This window comes from Streptomyces sp. NPDC107471 (assembly GCF_055582845.1).
Window position 1 is genome coordinate 847,732 of the sequence record NZ_JBVJPC010000002.1, and the last position, 21,054, is coordinate 868,785.

A 21,054-nucleotide genomic window follows, 5' to 3' on the forward strand; every position below is an offset into this window, starting at 1 on the left:
TGCCCGTGCGGGTCCGGTGTGGGGGGGGACGGTCCTCATGGCGCAGGCGACTGCGCCCTCCAGGGGCGCGGGGAACTGCGCGACCAGCCACAACGCGCCCGCACCCGCCAGATCACCTACAGGGCCCCTACAGAAGGCCCCGGCCCAGCACAGCCGCCCGGCCAAGACGGTGACGTACATCACTACCCGGCGCGGTGGACCACCGCGTCGCACAGCTCCATCAGCGCCGCCTTCGCGTCGCACTCCCGCAGCGGGGCCAGGGCCGCGCGCGCGTCCTCCGCGTAGCGCACGGTGTCCCGGCGGGCCTGCTCCAGCGCGGGGTGGGCGCGCAGGGCAGCCAGCGCCCGCGCGTGCCGGGCGTCGTCCGTGAGGTCGGAGTCGAGCAGCTCGCACAGGGCGATGTCGTCGGCCAGGCCGAGCCGGGCGGCGCGCTCCCGCAGCCGCAGGACGGGCATGGTCGGAATGCCCTCGCGCAGGTCCGTGCCCGGGGTCTTGCCGGACTCGTGGGAGTCGGAGGCGATGTCCAGGACGTCGTCGGCGAGCTGGAAGGCGACGCCGAGGCGCTCGCCGTACTGGGTCAGCACGTCCACGACCGTCTCGTCGGCGCCCGACATCATCGCCCCGAAGCGGCACGAGACGGCGACGAGCGAGCCCGTCTTGCCGCCGAGCACGTCCAGGTAGTGCTCGACCGGGTCCCGGCCGTCCTGCGGTCCGGCGGTCTCCAGGATCTGGCCGGTGACCAGGCGCTCGAACGCCTCCGACTGCACCCGGACCGCCTCGGGCCCGAGGTCGGCCAGGATGTGCGAGGCGCGGGCGAACAGGAAGTCGCCGGTCAGCACGGCCACCGAGTTGCCCCAGCGGGTGTTGGCGCTGTCGACGCCCCGCCGGACCTCGGCCTCGTCCATGACGTCGTCGTGGTACAGCGTCGCGAGGTGGGTCAGCTCCACCACCACGGCCGACGGCACCACGCCCGGCGCATAGCGGTCGCCGAACTGGGCGGCGAGCATCACGAGCAGCGGCCGGAAGCGCTTTCCGCCCGCGCGCACCAGGTGCTGGGCGGCCTCCGTGATGAAGGGGACCTCGCTCTTGGTGGCCTCGAGCAGTCCCTCCTCGACAGCCGCCAATCCGGCCTGGACATCGGCTTCCAGAGCCTGGTCCCGCACGCTCAGCCCGAACGGCCCGACGACGGTCACGAGGGGTCTCCTGTCTGCTGGTGTCTACTGGCGGTTACGCGAAATGTCGATAGGTCGCTGCCCTCACTCAAGTCAGCGTATCCGGTCACCTTTGGATCACCGATAGCGCCCGCCCCGTCCATGCCAGGCGGTATCGGATCACGGCCGGTATGTTTTTGATCACCTGAAAAGGATGGATATCTATCGACTTGTAGGGAAGTACCCCCTGTGTCCCGAACCGAAGCCGAGGTCGCCGCCCCGCCCGTGGTCGTCGCGCCCCGGCCGCGCCGCGCCCCGCACCCGGTGCCCTGAGACGGACGGGACCCGCCGATGCGCATCCGTACCTCCTTCCCGTACGAGACGACCCACGACGACGTCCGCATCCCGATGCCGGACGGGACGCTGCTGTACGCGCGCGTGTGGCGGCCGCTCACTCCGGAACCGGTACCCGCGATCCTCGAATACCTGCCGTACCGCCTCACCGACCGGACCGCGCCCCGCGACCGGCAGCGCCATCCCTGGTACGCGGGCCACGGCTACGCCTCCGTGCGCGTGGACATCCGCGGGCACGGCAACAGCGGGGGCGTGCCGGGCGACCCGCACTCGGCGACCGAGATCGCCGACGGGGTCGAGGTGGTCCACTGGCTGGCCGCGCAGCCCTGGTGCGACGGCCGGGTCGGCATGATCGGCATCTCCTGGGGCGGCCACGACGGTCTCCGGATCGCGGCTCTCGCACCCGAACCGCTCAAGGCGGTCGTCACCGTCTGCTCCAGCGCCGACCGCTGTGACAACGACGCGCACTACCTGGGTGGTTCCGTCCTGGCGGTGGACATGCACGCCTGGGCGGCCACGCTGCTCGCCTTCGCCTCCCGTCCCCCGGATCCGCTCCATGTGGGCGACGCCTGGCGGGAGATGTGGCTCGCCCGCCTCGACGGGCTCGCCCCGTTCGTCCACACCTGGCTCGGCCACCAGACCCGCGACGACCACGGGCGGGACGACGGTGGCCGCGAGGACCTCGGCGCGATCGACGCGGCCGTCCTCGCGGTGGGCGGCTGGCACGACCCGTACCGCGACACCGTCCTGCGGCTCGTCGAGCACCTCCCGCCCGACCGCGTCCGCGGGATCGTCGGCCCGTGGTCCCACCAGTACCCGGACCGCGGCCGGCCGCCCGGCCCGGCGATCGGCTTCCTCCAGGAGACCCTGCGCTGGTGGGACCAGCACCTGAAGGGCATCGACACCGGCGTCCTGCGCGAACCCCTCCTGCGGGCCTACGTCAGCGACTCCCACCCCCCGGCCACCGTGTACGACACCCTGCCCGGCCGCTGGGTCGGCGAGCCGGCCTGGCCCTCCCCCACCGTGACGACGGTGGCGTACGGCCTCCAGGGCGCCCCCGTCCTGGTCCGCTCCCCGCAGCACACGGGCGTGGACGCCGGCCGTTTCCTCCCGCGCGGCAACGACGCCGACCTGCCGCCGGACCAGCGGGAGGAGGACGCCCGTTCGGCCTGCTTCGAGTTCGCGGTGGGCGAGGAGACCTGGGTGCTCGGGCGGCCGGGGGTGCGGCTCAGGGTGACCTCGGAGGTGTCGCGCGGGCAGGTCGTCGCCCGGCTCTGCGATGTCGCCCCGGACGGGTCGTCGACGCTCGTCACGCGGGGCGCGCTGAACCTGTCGGCCCGTCAGGGACGGGACCGGGCGGTGCCCTGGGAGCCGGGGGCCACCCAGGAGGTGGCCTTCGAGCTGAGCGGCGCCGGGCACGCCTTCCGGCCCGGCCATCGCATCCGGCTCGCGGTCTCCTCCGCGTACTGGCCGTGGATCTGGCCGCAGCCCGGCTCGCAGGCGGGGTTCACGCTGGAGCCGGCGGGGAGCTTCCTCGAACTGCCGGTACGCGCGCGTGACACGGACGCGGACATCGCCTTCGAGGAGCCGGAGCAGTCCGGGCCGCCCGGGGCCGCCCACGGCGCGGCCGCCGACGGATGGAGCCCCGCCACCCTGGACGAACCCCGCCCCGGCCTGCTGGTCGTCCGTGACGTGGCCAGGGGCGAGTGGCGGCTGGAGGCCGACCCCCGGAACGGCGGCACGCGCGTGTACCCCGACGGCCTGGAGTGCACCGAGGAAACGCTGGAGACGTACACGATCCACGAGCAGGACCCCCTGTCCGCCCGCACCCGCTCGGACTGGTCGATCCGGCTGCACCGCCCCGAGCTCGGCTGGGACACGACCGTGCGGACCCGTTCCGAGATCACCTGTGACGGGACAAACTTCGTCACCTCCGACGAGGTCGTGTGCACCGAGGGCGGCGAGGTGGTCTTCCACCGGACGTGGGAGAAGCACATCCCACGGACGGCCGGTTGAACACGAGTTGAGACTTCTTGACCGTTTTACCCCTCTTGCGCTCGGCTGTGACTTGGCCCACTTGGGCGGCCGGATCGGCGGACATCCGGAATCTTTCGATCCGCCTTTTCCCGTGCGCGAGTTGAAGCTTGGCCAATGCAAAGGATCAAGCGCCGCAAATGCCTCCGACCAAGGTCAATAGGCACCTCATGTGAATTCGCCACTTGTTCCGGACATGTGCTCTCGCATACGTTCCCGGCCTGTCGGGCGGACGCCGAATCCTGCCACCGCCCGTACACCCACCGAGAACCACGGCAGGAGCGGGGGAACCAGGTAAGTCGTCGTAACGGCTGTCTTCGGACATACCGGTACGGCTTGGGGTGAAGTCATGCCTTTCGCAGGCATGGCCGGGCAGCTCCCGCCCGAACCCGACAGCTCACCTCGCAGGCGACGGAGAGGAACTTCGCCATGCCCGCTGCCGCTCAGCACCGCCGTCCCCGCACCAGCCGTCTCGCCCGCAAGCTCGCCGTCGCCGGGACCGGAGTCGCCGTCCTGGCCCTGCCCCTCATCGGCGCGACCAGCGCGTCCGCGGCCACCCCGACCCTGCAGACCGCGACCACGCTCGGCTACCCCAACACCCTCGACGGCTGGATCCGGGCCTCCCTCGCCGTCATGGCGGAGCACGGCATCCCCGGCTCCTACGACGGCATCTACCGCAACGTCATCCGGGAGTCCTCCGGCAACCCCTACGCCATCAACAACTGGGACTCCAACGCAGCCGCCGGCACGCCCTCCAAGGGCCTGCTCCAGGTGATCGACCCGACCTTCACCGCCTACCACGTGGCCAACACCTCGTGGGACCCGTACGACCCGGTCGCGAACATCACCGCGGCCTGCAACTACGCGGCCCAGCGGTACGGCTCCATCGACAACGTGTACGGCGCCTACTAGGAACTACGCCCGCGGGAAGAGTCCTTCGAGGACGACGGCGATGCCGTCGTCCTCGTTCGACAAGGTCACCTCGTCGGCCACGGCCTTGAGTTCGGGGTGGGCGTTGGCCATCGCCACCCCGTGGGCCGCCCAGTCGAACATGGGGATGTCGTTGGGCATGTCCCCGAAGGCGATCGTCACCTCGGGCCCCAGTCCCAGGTGTTCGGCCGCGAGCGCGAGACCCGTCGCCTTCGTGACACCACATGGCTGGAGTTCGACGGTCCCGGGCCCCGACATGGTGACCGTCGCCAGCGAACCCACCACCGAACGCGCCGTGCCCGCCAACTCGTCGTCGGACAGGTAGGGGTGGCGCAGCAGCACCTTGCTGATCGGCTCGCACCACAGGTCGTCGCGCCGGCCGACCCGCACCGCGGGCAGCGTCGGATGGGGCATCAGATAGCCCGGCTCGATGAGCGTGAGCCCGTCGACACCGTCCTGGTCCACGGCCGCGTACACCTGCCCCACCTCCGCCTCGATCTTGCCGAGTGCGGTCTCGGCCAGTTCCCGGTCCAGGGTCACCGACCAGAGCAGACGGTCCGCGCCGGCGTCGTACACCTGCGCGCCCTGTCCGCACACCGCGAGTCCCGTGCTGCCGAGGTCGTCGAGCAGCGGGCGCACTCTGGGCGCCGGCCGTCCGGTCACGACGAGATGCCGGGCCCCACCCGCGGCCACCCGCGCGAGCGCGGCCAACGACCGGTCGGAGAGCGTGTCGTCGGCGCGCAGCAGCGTGCCGTCCAGGTCGGTGGCGATGAGTGAATATGCGGGGGAGGCGGCCATGATCAGAGAATACGGATGGTTGGCCCCTCCGACTCGACGCGAACCGGACGGCTGCTGCTTTCACATCCGTTGACCGCAGTTCCGGTTCCGGGCGGCTTCGCCCGCGGAGCGCTCAGGCCGAGTCCCGCAGCACCAGTTCGGTCGGGAGGATCACGCCGGCGGTGTCCTCGCCCGCGATCTGGGCGAGCAGCATGCGGACCATCTCGGCGCTGATGCGGTCGAAGGGCTGACGCATGGTGGTGAGGGCGGGGGCGATCGCGGTGGCCGCCGGGGAGTCGTCGAAGCCTCCGACGGCGATGTCGTCCGGGACCGAACGCCCGGCCTGCTGAAGGACGCCCACGACCCCCAGGGCCATGAGGTCCGAGGCGACGAACACCGCGTCCATGTCCGGGGCCTGGGCCAGCAGCCGGCGGGCCGCCCGTTCGCCGCCGCTGCGCCGGAAGTCGCCCTCGACGACGAGTGCCGGGTCGTAGGGCAGGCCCGCCTCGGCGAGCATGTCCCGGTAGCCGGCCAGCCGGTCGGGGCCGCCCGGCATGTCCAGCGGCCCGGTGACCATGGCGACGCGCCGGCGGCCGGCCGCGAGGAGATGGCGGACCATGTCCTGGGCGCCCTCCCGGTCGGCGGCCGCCACGTAGCTCACCTTGGTGCCGCGCCCGATCGGCTTGCCGCAGACCACCAACGGGATCCCGGCGTCGTGCAGTTCGGCCGCGACCGGGTCGCCGCTGTGGTTGGACAGCAGCAGCACGCCGTCGACGTGCCCCGAGGTGATGTACCGGGTCAGCCGGCGCCGGTCGTCGTCGCTCTCGGCGAGCATCAGCAGCAGCGGGATGTCGTGCTGGGCGAGCCGCTCGGTGCAACCCCGCAGCAGGACGTTGAAGTTGGGGTCCTCGAAGAACTTCTCCTGCGGTTCGGTCAGCAGGAACGCCACCGAGTCCGAACGGCCCGTACTGAGGCTGCGGGCGTGCCGGTTGACCACGTAACCGGTCTTCCTGATGGCGGCCTCGACCGACCGCCGGGCGGCCGGCGAGACGTAGTGGCCGCCGTTCAGGAAGCGGGAGACGGTGCCCCGCGAGACGCCCGCCTCCCGGGCCACGTCGTGGATGGTCGGTGGCTTGCGGCGTCCGTTCGCGCTGGTGGTCATGTTCCTCGTTCGGAGACGTTCGTGCGGGGGAGCCCGGGGCCTCAGGCCTTGACCGAGCCGCTCATCAGGTCCAGCGACCAGAACCGCTGGATCACCAGGAAGAGCCCGATCAGGGGAAGGATCGCGAGCAGGCACCCGGTGATGACCAGGGTGTAGAGCGCGGGCTGCGAGGCGCCCTGGGCGAGCAGGGTGTACAGGCCGAGGGTGATCGGGAACTTCTCGTCGTCGGCGAGCATGACGAAGGGCAGCAGGAAGTTGTTCCAGATGCCGACGAACTGGAAGAGGAACACCGTGATCAGGCCGGGCATCATCATCGGTACGGCGATCCGCGAGAAGATCCGCCACTCGCTCGCGCCGTCCATGCGGGCCGCCTCCATGAGCTCGGCGGGCACCGACGCGGCCGCGTAGATGCGGACCAGGTAGACGCCGTAGGGCGACAGGATCGACGGCAGCAGCATCGACCAGTACGAGTCGGCCATGCCGAGCTTCGACAGCAGCAGGTACTGCGGTACGGCGAGCACGATCGACGGGACCAGGACGCCGGCCAGGATCATCTTGAAGACGGCCTCGCGGCCCCGGAAGCTGTAGCGGCCGAGCGCGTAGCCGCCGGCGGCGGAGACCGCGGCGGAGAGCAGGGCGCCGAGACCGGCGTAGAAGGCGGAGTTGGCCATCCACCGCCAGAAGATGCCGTCCCGGTAGGCGGTCAGGTCGCTCAGGTTCTGGAAGAGGCCGGTGCCGGGGGCGAGGGTGAAGGTGGAGAAGAGCTCCGACCGGTCCTTGGTCGCCGCGACGACCACCCAGGCGATGGGGATCAGGCAGTAGAGCGCGCCGAGGATCAGCACGATCGTGGGCACCCAGGCGGTGCGGCGGCCGCCGTCGGGCCTGGCGGTGAGGGTGAGGGGGGTCATGCCCGGTCCTCCCGGGTGTAGCGGTCGGAGATGCGCAGCAGGGTGAAGGAGAGGACGAACGTGGCCAGGGCCAGGACGACCGCGGTGGCGGAGGCGCCGTAGATGTCGGACTGGAGGAAGGCCTTGTCGTAGATGGCCATGAGGGGACTCCACGAGCTGGGCAGGCCGTTGGTGAGGGGCTTGAGGGCCATCGGCTCGGTGAAGACCTGGAGGGTGGCGATCACCGAGAAGAAGAAGGTGAGCACCAGGGAGGGCATCACGATCGGGATCTTGATCCGCAGGGCGATGCCCAGGTCGGACGCGCCGTCGAGCCGGGCGGCCTCGTAGATGTCCGGCGGGATGGCCCGCAGGGCGGTGTAGATGACGATCATGTTGAAGCCGGTGCCGCCCCAGACCGCGATGTTCGCGAAGGAGAGGTAGAGGTTGCCGCCGTCGAACAGGTCGGGCTGCGGGAGGCCGAACCTGTCGAGCAGGTAGTAGAAGGGGCTGACGTCCGGCAGGTAGAGGAAGCCCCACATGAGGGCGGCGATGATGCCCGGCACCGCGTACGGCAGGAAGATCATCAGCCGGGCGAAGGGCGCGCTGCGCGCCTTCGGGGTGTCCAGCATCAGCGCGAACAGCAGCGCGAGGCCCAGCATGGTCGGGATGACGATGAGGCCGTATCCGAAGGCCCGCAGCACGCTGTGGCCGAACTCGGAGTCCTTCAGGACGTCGGTGTAGTTGCCGAGGCCGTTCCACACCTGTTCCCGTGCGCCCTTGCCGAGTCCGATGCCCTTGACCCGGACCTTGTGCAGGCTCAGCCAGATCGCGTACCCGATGGGCACGACGGTGAAGGCGGCGAAGAGGGTCAGGGTGGGCACCAGGAACCAGTACGGTGCGCTGCGGCCACGTCGGCGGGGACGGCTGGGGCGGACGGACGGGGCGGTGCCGGTGCCGTCCGCCAAGGGCCCGACCTCGGTGAGGTCGGCGCCCTTGAGCGGAGCGCTGGTCATGCCTCGGTCACCTCGAAGCCCTGCTTCTTCATGTCGGCGAAGGTCTTCGACTGCATGGTGGCGAGGGCGGAGTCGAACCTGTCCTCCTTCTTCGCCTTGGCGGCCTTGCCGAAGGCGTCCTGGAAGGTGGTGTAGGCCGTGTTGACGTTGGGGCCCCAGGCCGCGGCGGCCGTGGTGGCGGCGATCTCGCCGGCCGTGGTGTAGAAGTCCGCCTGGTTCGAGAAGAACTCCGGCGTGGTCAGGACGTCGCCGGACTGGCCCTTCGTGGCGGCCGGGTAGATCGCGACCTCCTTGACCAGGGCGGCCAGCGCCTCCGGGTCGGTGTTCAGCCAGGTGGCGAACTTGGCGGCGGCCTCGGCGTGCTTGGAGTCGGTGGAGACGCCGGTGGAGGAGCCGCCCCAGCTTCCGGTGACGTTCTCGCCGGACTTCCACTGCGGCAGCGGGGCCATGCGCCACTTGCCCTTGGTGTCGGGCGCGGAGGAGACCAGCACACCGGGCGCCCACACGGCGGAGACCCAGGCCAGGTGGGTGCCCTTGTTGAGGGCGTTGTTCCAGGCCGGGGTGTACATCGGCTGGTTGTCGATGACGCCCTCCTGCACCAGGCCGCCCCAGAACTCGGCGACCTGCCTGGTGGCGGCGTCGTCGATGCCGACGGACCACTTGCCGGCCGAGTCGACGGTCCACCACTTGCCGCCGGCCTGCTGGGCGAGACCCGCGAACAGACCGGGGTCGTTGGCGGAGAACGTGGTCAGGTAGGCGTCCGGGACGGCCTTCCTGGCGGCGCGGGCGGTCTCGGCGAACTCCGTCCAGGTCTTCGGGACGCTCAGGCCGTGCTTCTTGAAGAGGTCCTCGCGGTAGTAGAACATCAGCGGCCCGGAGTCCTGCGGGATCGCGTACAGCGCGTCCGTGCCGAGCGTGACCATGCCCCACAGGCCCTCGGCGAACTGGGACTTGGTGTCACCGGCGTACCGGGAGATGTCGGCCAGCACGTCGTTGGAGACCAGGGTGGGCAGCGACTGGTACTCGACCTGCATCAGGTCGGGGGCGTTGCCGGCCTTCTTCGCGGTGATCAGCTTGGAGAGGATCTCCTGGCCGCTGGCCTGCTTGGACACGGTGACCGTGATGTCCGGGTTCTTCTTGTTCCAGATCGCGGCGACCTTCTCCATGTTCGGCGCCCACGACCAGTACGTCAGCTTGACGGGCCCGCTGCTCTCGCCGGAGTCCTTGTCGTCGGAACCGCCGCAGGCGGCGAGGGTGCTGGTGAGGCCGAGGGCTGTGGCCCCGGCAAGGATGCTGCGCCTGCTGATCTGGCGGCGGTGGATCGACATCTTCATCTCCCCTGACTTGGAACCAGCCGGTCTCGAGACGTCCCGCGTTCGCGGCAACCGCCGTGGGGGGAGGTTCTGCGGACGTGACCGAGAGGCTGTGCGCGAGGACCGCGCGGCTCTGTGATCGTGCACAGTAGAGAATTGTTTCGATCCCTTGTCAATGGCGGGGGCGTGGGGTTACCTACTTGTTGCTCCCCGATGACAGGGGTGAGGGAAGCTGTGCACGATCACAGAAAATGAGGGTTTTCTGGGTTCGTCCGGCGTTTCGCGGGCTTCCCTCACCCCGCGCCTCGCCCTGCTCTTCGCCCTGCTCCTCACCTCAACGCTCAGCCCCGCTTGTCCGGCCCTCCCCCGCCCGCACGCCCGTTGCGGCCACGCAGCACCGGTATCCCCCGTGACCGTCCGCGAAAGGACCTTTTGACATGCGCAGACGCAGTGTTCTCACCGCCGCCGGAGCCGCCGCGCTGGCGGTGCCCGCGTCGGCGGTGCCCGCGGTCGCCGTACCGGCGTCCGGGGTGGCACCGGCCGCCGCCCGGCGGGGCCGTCTGGAGATCCGGGGCGTGGACATCTCCTCACTGCCGAAGAACGAGGACCACGGCGCGGTGTACCGGACCGCCGACGGCCACCGCGTGGACCCGGTCCACCTGCTGGCCCGGGCCGGCGTCACCCACGCCCGCCTCAAGGTGTGGGTGGACCCGGCCGACGGCTACAACGACAAGGCGCACGTCCTGCGGCTCGCCCGCCGCCTCAAGCGGGCCGGGGTCGGCATCTGGATCGACTTCCACTACTCCGACAGTTGGGCGGACCCGGCGCACCAGACCAAGCCGGCCGCGTGGGCGGGCCTGGACGTGGCGGGGCTCACCAGGGCGGTGTACGACCACACGGCCGACGTCCTCGGCGCACTGAGGCGGCAGGGCACCCCGGCCCAACTGGTGCAGGTCGGCAACGAGTTGAACGGCGGCCTGATCTGGCCCGAGGGCAACTGGGAGCACTTCGACAACATGACGGCCTTCCTCAAGGCCGGTCTGCGCGCGGCCCGCGACACCACGCCGCGCGTCCGCACGATCCTGCACCTGGCGAACGGCGGCGACAACGGGCTGTACCGCTGGTGGTTCGACAACGTGCTGTCGTACGGCGTCGACTTCGACGTCATCGGGCTCTCCTACTACCCGTTCTGGCACGGGCCGATCGCGGACGCGGCCGCCAACATGGCCGACGTCACCGCGCGTTACGGCAAGCCGTGCGTGATCGCCGAGACGGCGTACCCGTTCACGCTGGAGAGCGAGGACGACGTCAACGACATCATGAACAGCCCCTCGCAGCTCACCGACGGCTACCCCGCCACGCCCTCCGGCCAGGCCGCCTGGCTGCGCACGGTGGCCGACCTCGCCGCCGGCGTCCCGGCCGGGCAGGGCCTCGGCTACTGCTACTGGGAGGGCCTGTGGACCTACCGCCAGGGCAGCGGCTGGGACCCCACGAACCCGACCTCGGGCAACGCATGGGAGAACCTCGCCCTCTTCGACTTCGAGGACAGGGAGCTGCCGGCATTGCGGGTGTTGGGGGGATACCGGGGGTAGGGGGCTGCCGGGTTTTGTGGGGGGGGGAGCGCCGGGGGGCTGTCGCCTGGTGGGTGAGGGTCGCCGCGGGCGGGGGCATCTCGCGGGGCGCCGGGACCTGTCGGCTCGTCCGTGAGGGTCGCCGCGGGCAGGGTGCGTCTCGCGGGACGCCGGGGCGGGCCGCGCACGACGACCGCGGGGCCGGCCCGGCTGTCCGTCGCGGGACTCCCGTCCCCTCACCGCCGTACGCGGCCGACTGGACTCCTCAGGGGCGCGGGGAACTGCGCGATCAGCCCCCACCGACCCGCAGCCCCCTCACGACACCCCGTGGCACCCCCGTCCGGCGGCCCCGCACGGCAGTGGCCCGTGGCACCCCCGTCCGGCGGCCCCGCACGGCAGTGCCCCGTGGCGCCCCCTGCCGGGCCGCGAGGTGTGCCCGGCCGCACCCCCGGACACCGCACAGCCCTGGCACAGACCCCGCGCCTCAGCCGTGAGCCGCCGCCAGGTGTCGGGCGAGCCTCGGGGAGGCGAACTCCGTGCCGCAGACGAAGCGCATGACCGGGCCGTAGGACGCCGCCGCCGGCAGGCCGGTGAAGTACAGGCCCGGTACCGAGGAGACGTACCCGGCGCCGAGCCTGGGCGTGCCGCGGCTGACCGCCAGCGCGGTGCGCAACTCGTGCCCGAGGAAGCCCATCGCGGCGAGGTCGACGCGGTAGCCGGTGGCCGCGATGACGTGGTCGGCGTCGAGGCGGTCCCGCGTGCCGGTGTGGGTGCGGACCTCCAGGGTCGGGTGGCCGTCGGCCGTGTCCGCCGCGAGGATCCGTTCCACCTCGGTGACCTGGACCTTGCCCTCGAAGCGGTCCCGCAACCACCACGCGCCGAGCGGGCCGAGGACCCGTCGCACCAGGTAGTGGCGGGTGCCCGCCGGGAGCCTGCGGTAGGGGTGCGGGTAGTAGGTCAGCGCCCACAGGGACCAGGCCCGGCCGAACGGCGACTCGGGGCGCAGCCGCGGCTGCTGCCACGGTGGTGCGCCGAAGGCCACGCGGCCGCGCCCCCGGGCGACCACCCGGACCCGCGCGCCCGCCTCCGCCGCGAGGGCCGCCGTCTCCAGCGCGGACTGGCCCGCCCCGACGACGATGACCTCCTTGCCGGAGTAGCGGGTCAGGTCGTGGTGCTGGGAGCTGTGCGAGACGGGACCGGTGGGCGCGGGCCCGTCGGGCAGCGCGGCGGCCAGCTCCGGGGGCAGGTGGGCGAGCCCCGACAGACCGGTGGCCACGACCACCGCCCGCGCGGTGAACGACTCCCCCGAGTCCAGCTTGAGCTGGAAGCCGCCCCGCTCGCTGCGGTCCACGGACACCACCCGCACCTGTTCCAGTTCGGGCACCAGCCGCTGCTGGAACCACTGGCCGTAGGCGATGAAGGTCTCGACGGGCACGATGTCCTCGTCCGTCACCAGCCGGCGGATGCCCGCCGCGTCGCAGTAGTCGACGAGGGTGTGCCCGGGCTGGGGCGCGTCGAGGTCGGAGGCGGCCGGGGTCGACTTGAGGAGCATGCCCGCGGGCATGTGGTCGCGCCAGCTCACCATGGGGTCGCCGAAGACGCGCACGGGGATGCCGCGGGCCCGCAGATGGGCCGCGGTCGACAGGCCGAAGGGCCCGGCGCCGATGACTGCTACCGGTTGGATCACGAAGTCCCTCCCCAGGACGTCACTTCGTCACTTCGTGGTGGTACCGCTGTTCAACTGGTCCTTCCGCCACGGCGGTTGGTCTGCCAGAGCTGGTAGAGGTGCTTGGCGCCGGGCCGCACGAACCTGCCGAGCATGGTGAGGAACGGCAGCGGGTCGTCACCCGCGAACCAGGCCAGCTCGGTCCCGCTGGGCCGCGCCGGCGCGTGCGGGGTCGTATAGCCGCTGCGGCGGTAGGCGAGCAGGGCGGGCAGGTCGATGTTCTCGACGACATAGCGGTGACCGGCCCGCTGCTCCCCCTCCGGGACGGCCCGCCCGGTGAGGTCCAGGTGCAGGGCGCGGACGACGTCCACCCCCGACTCGCTCTCGAAGAGCCGGAACTGGGCGCCCATGCGGGGGTTGAAGTCGAGCAGCTTGTACTGACCGTCGCGCCGGTCGAAGCGCAGGTCGAGGTCGATGACGCCGGTGTAGCCGATCTGTTTGACGAAACGTGCGGCGAGGTCCGCGAGTTCCGGGTTGTCCACGACGTACGCGTTGGCCGTCATGCCCGCGTGCGGCGGCCAGGAGCGCACCTTGACGCCGGTGAACAGGGCCAGCGGGGCGGAGTTGGCGTCGAAGTAGGCGTGCACGATCCAGTCCTCGGCCTCCTCCCGCGGCAGGTACTCCTGGAGGATCACCCCGGGCCGCTCGCCCCAGTCACGGGCGAGGGCGAGCAGCCCCTCACGGGTGGCGATGCGGGTGGTGCCGCCCACGGCGGGCCGTCGGCGCCGTACGAACGCCTCGCGGTTCTTGGCCACCACCGGGAAGCGGGCCTTCTCGGCGAAGGCCACGATGTCGTCGTACGACTGCGGGAAGGCGGCCTGCGGGCTGGCGATCCCGTGTTCCGCGCACAGTTCGTGCAGGCCCTGCTTGCTGGCCAGCCGGCGGGTGAGTCCGGGCTCCACGCGCGGGAAGAGGAACCGGCCGAACAGGTCGTTCTGGTGCTCGGCGATCAGGACCGCCGCCTCCTCGTCGGTCGGCACGAGGACGGCGGGGCGGCCGATGCGGCGCCCGATCCGGATCAGTCCCTCGACCAGTCGGTCCGGGTCCTCGGTGCCGGTCGTCGGCCAGACGAACGCGCGCGTGAGGTAGCGGGAGGCGGCCGCGGGTGTGCAGCGGTCCTCCGTGATGGCGTACACGGGCACGCCGAGGCGGCCCAGACTGCGGATCGCGCCGACCCCGCCGTGGTGCAGCGGGTAGTCGCCGAACTTGACGATCAGGGCCGGTACCTCACGGTCGGCTTCGAACGGCACACTGCTCGCGCTCCTGGCCACACGGTCCCCCCACGCGTCCCCCCACGGACGCGACCCCACCCACCCCGTCCGTGCTCGCAAAGGACGCTAAGCCGGAATGGAAGCCTCCGACCGTCCCTTAACAGGACATTGCTAACTCTTTAGCCACATTGCTCTCCCTTTAGGCACTCCCGTGACCGGCGTCCCGGCCGTAACGTGGGCGCGACCACCCGGACCGCAACGTGTGCCGCGACCAGCCGGTCCGCACGGCATGCGCGAGAGTGAGGCAGCACCCCATGCCCCCCTTCGAAGTCCCCTTCGACCTGCCCGAGGGCGACCCCTTCGGCCCGCACAACCTTCCGTACGGCGTCTTCTCGCCCTCGGGCTCGTCCGAGCGGACCATCGGCGTCCGGCTCGGCGACCACGTCCTCGACGCGGGCGCGGCCGCCACCGCCCTGGGCTCCCCGTACGCCTCCCTGCTCGCCCGGCCCTCCCTGGACGTGCTCCTCGCCGCCGGCCGCACGGCCTGGTCGGACGTGCGGCGCGCGCTGACGGCATGGGTGACGGTGCCCGCGCACCAGGAGGAGATCGCGGGCTTCTTCCACCCGCTGTCCTCGGTCGACCTCCACCTCCCCTTCGAGGTCGCGGACTACGTCGACTTCTACGCCTCGGAGAACCACGCGCGAAACGTCGGCCAGATCTTCCGCCCGGACGCCGCGGACTCCCTGACCCCCAACTGGAAGCACCTGCCGATCGGTTACCACGGCCGCGCGGGCACGGTGGTGGTCTCGGGCACGGACGTCGTACGGCCATCGGGGCAGCGCAAGGCCCCCGCCGACGCGGTTCCCGTCTTCGGGCCGTCCGTACGGCTCGACATCGAGGCGGAGGTCGGCTTCGTGGTCGGCACGCCGTCCGCGCTCGGCAGGCCGGTGCCGCTCGGCGACTTCCGCGAGCACGTCTTCGGGCTGTGCCTGCTCAACGACTGGTCGGCGCGGGACATCCAGGCCTGGGAGTACGTCCCCCTCGGCCCGTTCCTCGGCAAGTCCTTCGCCACGTCGGTGTCGGCGTGGATCACCCCGCTGGACGCGCTGGAGGAGGCCCGGGTGGCGCCGCCGGAGCGGACGCACGAGCTGCTGCCGTACCTGGACGACACCGCGTCCGACGTCGAGCCGGGCGGCTACGACCTGCGGATCTCCGTCGCCGTCAACGGCCACGTGGTGTCGGAGCCGCCCTTCTCCACCATGTACTGGACGGCGGCCCAGCAGTTGGCGCACATGACGGTGAACGGGGCCTCGCTCAGGACGGGCGACCTGTACGGCTCGGGCACGGTGAGCGGGCCCTCGGCGGGCGAGCGGGGGTCCCTCCTGGAGCTGACCTGGAACGGACGGGACGCGCTGGAACTCCCCGACGGGAAACGGACGTTCCTGGAGGACGGGGACGTGGTGACGCTGTCGGCGTGGGCTCCGGGCCCGGACGGGGTCCGGGTGGGCCTGGGCGACGTGGTGGGACGGGTGGTGTCCGGCGGGGTGTGAGGCATCCGGAGCCCCTGGAGTCCTGCCACGGGGGCTCCGCTCACGGCATACTGGCGGCGGGCGGTACGCGTGGGGACGACGTGTCGACCGCCGCGCACCGCCGCACCGCACAGCCCCACCTCCCCTGTCTCCGATCAGGATCCGGAGCCCGTGGCATGACACTCTGCCTGCTCCTGCTGAGCACCGTCGCCGTGGCGGCCGCCGTGCCGGTGCCGCGCGCGCTCACCCGGGCCGCGTGGCCCGAACGGGAACCGGTGGTCGGGCTGTGGGTGTGGCAGTGCCTGGTCGCCACGGTGCTGCTGTGCTGCCTGACCGCGCTGGTGCTGGGCGCGGCGGCCGTCTTCCACACGGTCCGCGACCATGTGTTCGCCCCCGCGCCGCCGGCCGTGACCGCGGCGTACGACCTGTCGGCCGCGCCGGCCTGGGCGGTCGCCTCGACCCTGCTGCTGGCGGCCGGGGCGGCGTGGACCACGGCGATGCTGGCGCGTGAACTGGTCGAGGCCCGCAGGCGTCGCGGCCTGGCCCGGGAGCACCTGCGCGAGCGCGCGCCGGATCTGCCGGCCGGTCTCGGGGCGGCGACGCGCGGTCCGCTGCTGGTGCTGGAGGACGAGTACCCGGACGCCTGGTGGATGCCGGGGAGCCCGCCGCAGCTCATCGTGACGACCGGCGCCCTGCACCGGCTGACCGATCACCAGCTCGACGCGGTCCTCACCCACGAACGCGGCCACGCGCGGGCCCGCCACGACTGGCTGCTCCACCTCTCGACCGCGCTGGCCACGGGCTTCCCGCGGGTGCCGCTGTTCGCCCACTTCTGCGACCAGACCCACCGGCTGGTGGAACTCGCGGCGGACGACACGGCGTCCCGGCGGTGCGGCCACCTGACGACGGCCCTGGCCCTGATCGAGCTGAACCAGCACCGCGGGGTGCTGTCCTGCGCGTCCAGCCACCGGCTGCTGGGCGAGCGGGTGGACCGCCTGCTGGAGCCGCCGCCGCGGTTGCTGCGCAGGCAGCGGGCACTGACCTCTGCGACGGCCGCGCTGGTGCCGTTGTTGCCGCTGCTGATCGTTTTCGGGCCGGGGTTGTCGGCGCTGGCGTAGGGCGGTTGGTTCTCGGCTTTCGGCCGGTGGGGGCTGGTCGCGCAGTTCCCCGCGCCCCTAGGCAGGTGCAGCCGCCCTCCGCTCACACAGCCAGGTGGCACATCTCACCCCACGACATGAGAAACCGCAGGTCAGCGCCGTATCCGTCACCTCGTCAGGTGGCGCAACAATCCGGCAACACAGGTTTTCCTACCAGGTCGGTATGGTTCCAGCCATGCCTTCCACCGACCGCATGCGGGACCACGCCGGCCAGGGCGCGACCACCGTCGCCGCCCGCGCCAGGCGCCGGCTGCGCGCGGACCGGGCACGCCAACTCGCCGACCTCCTCCGCCATCAGATCCTCACCGGCGGCTTCGAGAACGGCGCCCTCCCCCACGAGACGACCCTCGCCGCCGACTACCGCGCCTCCCGCAACACGGTCCGCCAAGCCCTGGACCTGCTCCGCGCGGAAGGTCTGGTCGAACGCCTCCCCGGCGTCGGCACCGTGGTCGTCGGCCAGAAGTACCCCCACGGCCTGGACCGTCTGATGGGTCTCGCGGAAACCCTGCGCGAACACGGCACGGTCACCAACGAGGTCCGCACCATGGGACCCGCTCCCGCCCCGCACCCGGTGGCCCGGCGGCTCCAGGTCGAGCCCGGCACCGACGTCCTCTGCGTCGAACGTCTGCGCCGCCTCAACGGCCTCCCCCTCTCCCTCGACCTCACCTACCTCCCGCTCGACCTCGGTGCCGCCCTGCTCGGCGCCGACCTGGAGAACACCGACGTCTTCCGCCTGCTGGAGACGATCACCGGCCAGGGCCTCGGCCACGCCGAGATCACCCTGGAGGCGGTGAACGCGGACGCGCACTCCGCCGCCGTACTGGAGGCCCCGCGCGGTGCGGCCGTCCTCATGCTGGAACGCCTGACGCACCTCGCCGACGGGCGCCCGGTCGACCTGGAGTTCATCCGCTTCCGCGGCGACCGCATCACCATGAGCGGTCTGCTGCACCGCTGCGTCTGACCTCTCCCCGACCTCTTTCCGACCGCTTTTCCGACCTCCTTCCGAGCCGCTTCCCGGAGACAGCCATGCCCTTGGTGCCCCAGCGGGCCGACGTGCCCGTGACCATCGACGAGTCGAAGTGCATCGACGGCTGCACGCTCTGCGTGGACATGTGCCCGCTGGACTCCCTGGCCATCGACACCAGCAGCGGCAAGGCCTACATGCACGTCGACGAGTGCTGGTACTGCGGCCCGTGCGCGGCTCGCTGTCCCACCGGAGCCGTCACGGTCAACATGCCCTATCTGCTCCGGTGAGAGGTCCCGAACTCCCATGAGACACAAGCACGTTGTCGCCGCCCTGCTGGTGCTGACACCGCTGACGGCCTGCGGCAGCGCCCAGGCCGGTGACAGCTCGACGGTCACCGTCACCGTCGGCTACCAGTCCAGGACCATCAACACGGTCACCGCCGGCACCCTGCTGCGCTCCCTCGGCTCCTTCGAGAAGCAGCTCAACTCCCTCCACGACGGCCACACCTACAAGGTCGACTGGCAGGACTACGCCACCGGCGCCCCCATCACCGCCCAGATGACCGCAGGGAAGATCGACATCGGCTCGATGGGCGACTTCCCGCTCCTCATCAACGCGGCCCGCGGACAACAGCTCGGCAAGCCCACCCGCCTGGTCTCGGTCACCGGCTACAACCTGCGCGGCGGCCTCAACACCATCGTCACCGCCCCGGGATCCGAGCTGGACTCCCTCGCCGACCTGCGCGGCAAGAAGGTCTCCACCAGCGTCGGCTCCGCCGCCGACGGCACCCTCGTACGCGCCCTGCAACGCGCCGGCATCGACCCCGACAAGGGCATCGAGAAGCTGAACCAGCAGCCCGCCGTGGGCGCTTCGGCCCTGTCGGCGGGCAGCGCGGACGCGCTCTCCCAGTTCGTCGCCTGGCCCGGACTGCTCGCCTACCAGGGCAAGGCGAAGGCCCTGTACGACGGTGCCGAACTGGACCTGCCCACCTTCCACGGCGTCACCGCCCGCGAGGACTTCGCCCGGCAGCGCCCGGCGGTCCTGGAGGCGTTCCTGAAGGCCCAGGCCGAGGCCACCGACTACCTCGACGACCACCCGGTCGCCGCCGCCGAGTCGGTCGCGAAGGCCACCGGTCTGCCCGCCGAGGTCGTCTACCTCTACAACGGCGCCCACGGCATCGCCACCTTCGACCCGGCGGTCAAGCCGCAACTGATCTCCGCGCTGAAGCAGGACGTCTCGGTGCTGAAGGCGGCCAAGCTGACCGGCGACATCGACGTGGACTCCTTCGTCGACGACCAGTACGTCAAGAAGGCCCTCGGGGCCGACTACGCGAAGCGCCTCACCGCCGCTCCGCCCGCCGCCGCGAGCGAGGTCTGGCCCAAGGGCGCCGCCGGGACCCGGACCTTCAGGACGCCCACCGAGCTCCTCGCCTACGTCTCCGCGCACCAGGACGGCATCCGCGCCGCCTACGTCCCCGACGCGACCACCGGCACCCCCTGGTTCGCCGACAAGGCGGTCTGGGTGGCCGACGGCGACCGGCTCCTGCCCTTCGTCGCCCCGGAGACCGCGCGGTCGTACGTCTCCGCGCACGGCGGCGCCCGGGTCGTCACGTACGCCGACGCACTGGAGCAGGCGTCGTGAGCCGCCCCCTGCCGAAAGCCGGCCGATACGCGCTCAGAGCGGCCTCCCTGGCCGTCGCCCTGGGCGGGTGGCAACTGCTGACCGGCCTGGACATCGACCTGTGGCTGCGCTTCTCGCAGTTCCCCACGGTCACCGATGTGGCGGGCACCTTCGCCGACCGCCTCGCCGGCCCCGACTACTGGACGGACCTCACCGCCAGCCTCACCCGCATCCTCACCGGCTTCCTGCTCGCCGCGGTGCTGGGCGTCGCGACGGGCGTGCTCGTCGCGCGGTCCCCGCTCGCCGAGGACCTCCTCGGTCCGGTCCTGGAGGTCGTCCGCCCGATCCCGGCGATCGCCCTGGTCCCCGTCGCGATCCTGCTCTTCCCCTCCAACGAGCAGGGCATCGTCTTCATCACCTTCACCGCCGCCTTCTTCCCCGTCCTGGTCTCCACCCGGCACGCGGTCCGCGCGCTGACCCCCGTGTGGGAGGAGGCGGTGCTGACCATGGGCGGCGGCCGGTGGCGGATCCTCGCCTCGGTCGTCCTGCCGGGCGCCCTGCCCGGCATCTTCGGCGGCCTGTCCGTCGGCATCGGCGTCTCGTGGATCTGTGTCATCTCCGCCGAGATGATCTCCGGTCAGTACGGCGTGGGCTACCGCACCTGGCAGGACTACACCGTCGTCGACTACGCGGGCGTCTTCGTCGGCATGGTCACCATCGGCGTCCTCGGCTGGCTCACCTCCACCGCCGTGGAGGTGCTCGGCCGCCGCCTGACCCGGTGGCTGCCGAGAACGTCCTACGTCGGCGGCCGCACCCCACGGCGGGCCCGCGGCACCCGGGCCGCCGTGCCGGTCAGCCCCAGGACCAAGGAGGGCATCCCCCATGACCAGCTCGTCTGACACGCACGCCCCCTCGGGCACCGGTGCGGCACTGGCCCTGCGCGGCGCCGCTCTGGGACGGCCCGACGCACCCGTGCTCGACGTGGAGGAACTCGCTGTGGCACCCGGTGAGATCCTCACCGTCGTCGGCCCCTCCGGCTGCGGCAAGTCGACCCTGCTGCGCACCCTGGCCGGCCTCCTGGCCCCCCTGTCCGGCCAGGTCACCCAGGACGCCCGCGCCCTGACCAGCCCCTCCGCCGACCGCGCGCTGATCTTCCAGGAGGACGCCCTGCTGCCCTGGCGCACCCTGCGCGCCAACGTCGAACTGCCCCTGGCCGTCAAGGGCGTGCCGCGCACCGAGCGCCGCGCGCAGGCCGATGCCTGGCTGGACCGCGTGGGACTCGCCGACCAGGCCCGGCAGTTGCCGCACCGCGTCTCGGGCGGGCAGCGCCAGCGGGCCCAACTGGCCCGCGCCCTCGCGGGAGCACCCCGTGCCGTCCTCATGGACGAGCCCTTCGGCGCCCTCGACGCCCAGACCCGGGCCGGCATGCAGGACCTCCTGGTGCGGGTGCTGCGCGGCACGGGCGCCACCGTCGTCTTCGTCACCCACGACGTGGACGAGGCCCTCTTCCTCGGTGACCGCGTCGCGCTCCTCGGCGGCGGCCGCCTCACCGCCGTACGCGACGTCCCGCGCCCGCGCGACCGGTCGGCGCACGACGATCCCGCGCGTGTGGCGCTGCGGCGCGACGTCCTCTCCTCGCTCGGTTCCTGAAA

The 21,054-nt window shown here is 71.8% G+C and carries 18 protein-coding genes and 1 riboswitch; of the genes, 10 read left to right on the forward strand and 8 right to left on the reverse strand.

All coding sequences use genetic code 11. The features are described 5' to 3' along the window. Nucleotides 1–182: 182 nt before the first annotated feature. Nucleotides 183–1,193, reverse strand: coding sequence for a polyprenyl synthetase family protein (locus ACZ66S_RS08800; protein ID WP_469900659.1), 1,011 nt, complete (start codon nucleotides 1,191–1,193; stop codon nucleotides 183–185). Between the two features lie 309 nt (nucleotides 1,194–1,502). Here ACZ66S_RS08800 and ACZ66S_RS08805 point away from each other — a divergent pair, with 309 nt between their 5' ends. Together ACZ66S_RS08805 and ACZ66S_RS08810 are read left to right on the forward strand one after the other, a co-directional pair. Further along, nucleotides 1,503–3,521: a CocE/NonD family hydrolase gene (locus ACZ66S_RS08805; protein ID WP_469900661.1), complete on the forward strand. Its 2,019-nt coding sequence runs from the start codon at nucleotides 1,503–1,505 to the stop codon at nucleotides 3,519–3,521. Nucleotides 3,522–3,790: 269 nt separating this feature from the next. Continuing rightward, a riboswitch (cyclic di-AMP (ydaO/yuaA leader) is annotated at nucleotides 3,791–3,965 on the forward strand. Between the two features lie 3 nt (nucleotides 3,966–3,968). Further along, complete coding sequence (locus ACZ66S_RS08810; RefSeq protein ID WP_469900662.1) at nucleotides 3,969–4,451, forward strand: transglycosylase SLT domain-containing protein; 483 nt, start codon at nucleotides 3,969–3,971, stop codon at nucleotides 4,449–4,451. A 3-nt stretch (nucleotides 4,452–4,454) separates the two neighbouring features. Here ACZ66S_RS08810 and ACZ66S_RS08815 read toward each other — a convergent pair whose 3' ends face one another. From ACZ66S_RS08815 to ACZ66S_RS08835, 5 genes are all read right to left on the reverse strand, one after another. Then, nucleotides 4,455–5,267 carry an HAD family hydrolase gene (locus tag ACZ66S_RS08815; protein ID WP_469900663.1) on the reverse strand — a complete coding sequence of 271 codons (813 nt, stop codon included), beginning with the start codon at nucleotides 5,265–5,267 and terminating at the stop codon, nucleotides 4,455–4,457. Between the two features lie 112 nt (nucleotides 5,268–5,379). Beyond that, nucleotides 5,380–6,408, reverse strand: a complete 1,029-nt coding sequence (locus ACZ66S_RS08820) for a LacI family DNA-binding transcriptional regulator (RefSeq protein ID WP_469900664.1) — start codon at nucleotides 6,406–6,408, stop codon at nucleotides 5,380–5,382. A gap of 41 nt (nucleotides 6,409–6,449) precedes the next feature. Continuing rightward, on the reverse strand, nucleotides 6,450–7,316 hold the full coding sequence (locus ACZ66S_RS08825; RefSeq protein ID WP_469900665.1) for a carbohydrate ABC transporter permease: 867 nt from the start codon (nucleotides 7,314–7,316) through the stop codon (nucleotides 6,450–6,452). After that, nucleotides 7,313–8,308 (reverse strand): carbohydrate ABC transporter permease, encoded by a 996-nt coding sequence (locus ACZ66S_RS08830; protein ID WP_469900667.1) that lies wholly within the window; start codon nucleotides 8,306–8,308, stop codon nucleotides 7,313–7,315. Before ACZ66S_RS08830 ends, ACZ66S_RS08825 begins: the two co-directional genes overlap by 4 nt. After that, entirely contained in the window at nucleotides 8,305–9,642 is a 1,338-nt protein-coding gene (locus tag ACZ66S_RS08835) for an ABC transporter substrate-binding protein (RefSeq protein ID WP_469900668.1), read from the reverse strand. The genes ACZ66S_RS08830 and ACZ66S_RS08835 overlap by 4 nt, the downstream gene beginning before the upstream one ends. Before the next feature lie 416 nt (nucleotides 9,643–10,058). On the opposite strand from ACZ66S_RS08835, the gene ACZ66S_RS08840 reads away from it, so the two are divergent. Continuing rightward, nucleotides 10,059–11,213, forward strand: coding sequence for a glycoside hydrolase family 53 protein (locus tag ACZ66S_RS08840; RefSeq protein WP_469900669.1), 1,155 nt, complete (start codon nucleotides 10,059–10,061; stop codon nucleotides 11,211–11,213). Nucleotides 11,214–11,676: 463 nt separating this feature from the next. On the opposite strand, the gene ACZ66S_RS08845 is transcribed toward ACZ66S_RS08840, so the two are convergent. Both ACZ66S_RS08845 and ACZ66S_RS08850 read right to left on the reverse strand, forming a co-directional pair. Continuing rightward, nucleotides 11,677–12,879 (reverse strand): FAD-dependent oxidoreductase, encoded by a 1,203-nt coding sequence (locus ACZ66S_RS08845; RefSeq protein WP_469900670.1) that lies wholly within the window; start codon nucleotides 12,877–12,879, stop codon nucleotides 11,677–11,679. Nucleotides 12,880–12,929: 50 nt separating this feature from the next. Further along, nucleotides 12,930–14,168, reverse strand: coding sequence for a carboxylate--amine ligase (locus ACZ66S_RS08850; RefSeq protein ID WP_469900671.1), 1,239 nt, complete (start codon nucleotides 14,166–14,168; stop codon nucleotides 12,930–12,932). Between the two features lie 275 nt (nucleotides 14,169–14,443). Between ACZ66S_RS08850 and fahA the strand changes: the two genes are divergently transcribed. The 7 genes from fahA (at nucleotide 14,444) to ACZ66S_RS08885 (ending at nucleotide 21,052) form a co-directional block, all read left to right on the forward strand. Then, nucleotides 14,444–15,679, forward strand: coding sequence for a fumarylacetoacetase (gene fahA, locus ACZ66S_RS08855; protein ID WP_469900673.1), 1,236 nt, complete (start codon nucleotides 14,444–14,446; stop codon nucleotides 15,677–15,679). A gap of 155 nt (nucleotides 15,680–15,834) precedes the next feature. Next, on the forward strand, nucleotides 15,835–16,776 hold the full coding sequence (locus tag ACZ66S_RS08860; RefSeq protein WP_053852586.1) for a M56 family metallopeptidase: 942 nt from the start codon (nucleotides 15,835–15,837) through the stop codon (nucleotides 16,774–16,776). Between the two features lie 214 nt (nucleotides 16,777–16,990). Next, nucleotides 16,991–17,776 carry a GntR family transcriptional regulator gene (locus tag ACZ66S_RS08865; protein ID WP_469900674.1) on the forward strand — a complete coding sequence of 262 codons (786 nt, stop codon included), beginning with the start codon at nucleotides 16,991–16,993 and terminating at the stop codon, nucleotides 17,774–17,776. A gap of 65 nt (nucleotides 17,777–17,841) precedes the next feature. After that, nucleotides 17,842–18,069 carry a 4Fe-4S dicluster domain-containing protein gene (locus ACZ66S_RS08870; protein ID WP_053852588.1) on the forward strand — a complete coding sequence of 76 codons (228 nt, stop codon included), beginning with the start codon at nucleotides 17,842–17,844 and terminating at the stop codon, nucleotides 18,067–18,069. 16 nt (nucleotides 18,070–18,085) lie between these two features. Next, nucleotides 18,086–19,423, forward strand: a complete 1,338-nt coding sequence (locus tag ACZ66S_RS08875; protein ID WP_469900676.1) for an ABC transporter substrate-binding protein — start codon at nucleotides 18,086–18,088, stop codon at nucleotides 19,421–19,423. Next, complete coding sequence (locus ACZ66S_RS08880; protein ID WP_469900677.1) at nucleotides 19,420–20,301, forward strand: ABC transporter permease; 882 nt, start codon at nucleotides 19,420–19,422, stop codon at nucleotides 20,299–20,301. The genes ACZ66S_RS08875 and ACZ66S_RS08880 overlap by 4 nt, the downstream gene beginning before the upstream one ends. Further along, nucleotides 20,285–21,052 carry an ABC transporter ATP-binding protein gene (locus ACZ66S_RS08885; protein WP_469900678.1) on the forward strand — a complete coding sequence of 256 codons (768 nt, stop codon included), beginning with the start codon at nucleotides 20,285–20,287 and terminating at the stop codon, nucleotides 21,050–21,052. Before ACZ66S_RS08880 ends, ACZ66S_RS08885 begins: the two co-directional genes overlap by 17 nt. Nucleotides 21,053–21,054 lie beyond the last annotated feature (2 nt).

What these genes read in the sequence shown, in the direction of transcription:
- ACZ66S_RS08860 (WP_053852586.1), top strand. Translation starts at nt 15,835, where the DNA reads ATGACACTCTGCCTGCTCCTGCTGAGCACCGTCGCCGTGGCGGCCGCC.
- ACZ66S_RS08865 (WP_469900674.1), top strand. Translation starts at nt 16,991, where the DNA reads ATGCCTTCCACCGACCGCATGCGGGACCACGCCGGCCAGGGCGCGACC.
- ACZ66S_RS08875 (WP_469900676.1), top strand. Translation starts at nt 18,086, where the DNA reads ATGAGACACAAGCACGTTGTCGCCGCCCTGCTGGTGCTGACACCGCTG.
- ACZ66S_RS08815 (WP_469900663.1), bottom strand. Translation starts at nt 5,267, where the DNA reads ATGGCCGCCTCCCCCGCATATTCACTCATCGCCACCGACCTGGACGGC.
- ACZ66S_RS08830 (WP_469900667.1), bottom strand. Translation starts at nt 8,308, where the DNA reads ATGACCAGCGCTCCGCTCAAGGGCGCCGACCTCACCGAGGTCGGGCCC.
- ACZ66S_RS08885 (WP_469900678.1), top strand. Translation starts at nt 20,285, where the DNA reads ATGACCAGCTCGTCTGACACGCACGCCCCCTCGGGCACCGGTGCGGCA.
- ACZ66S_RS08870 (WP_053852588.1), top strand. Translation starts at nt 17,842, where the DNA reads ATGCCCTTGGTGCCCCAGCGGGCCGACGTGCCCGTGACCATCGACGAG.
- ACZ66S_RS08835 (WP_469900668.1), bottom strand. Translation starts at nt 9,642, where the DNA reads ATGAAGATGTCGATCCACCGCCGCCAGATCAGCAGGCGCAGCATCCTT.
- ACZ66S_RS08810 (WP_469900662.1), top strand. Translation starts at nt 3,969, where the DNA reads ATGCCCGCTGCCGCTCAGCACCGCCGTCCCCGCACCAGCCGTCTCGCC.
- ACZ66S_RS08805 (WP_469900661.1), top strand. Translation starts at nt 1,503, where the DNA reads ATGCGCATCCGTACCTCCTTCCCGTACGAGACGACCCACGACGACGTC.
- ACZ66S_RS08825 (WP_469900665.1), bottom strand. Translation starts at nt 7,316, where the DNA reads ATGACCCCCCTCACCCTCACCGCCAGGCCCGACGGCGGCCGCCGCACC.
- ACZ66S_RS08840 (WP_469900669.1), top strand. Translation starts at nt 10,059, where the DNA reads ATGCGCAGACGCAGTGTTCTCACCGCCGCCGGAGCCGCCGCGCTGGCG.
- ACZ66S_RS08820 (WP_469900664.1), bottom strand. Translation starts at nt 6,408, where the DNA reads ATGACCACCAGCGCGAACGGACGCCGCAAGCCACCGACCATCCACGAC.
- fahA (WP_469900673.1), top strand. Translation starts at nt 14,444, where the DNA reads ATGCCCCCCTTCGAAGTCCCCTTCGACCTGCCCGAGGGCGACCCCTTC.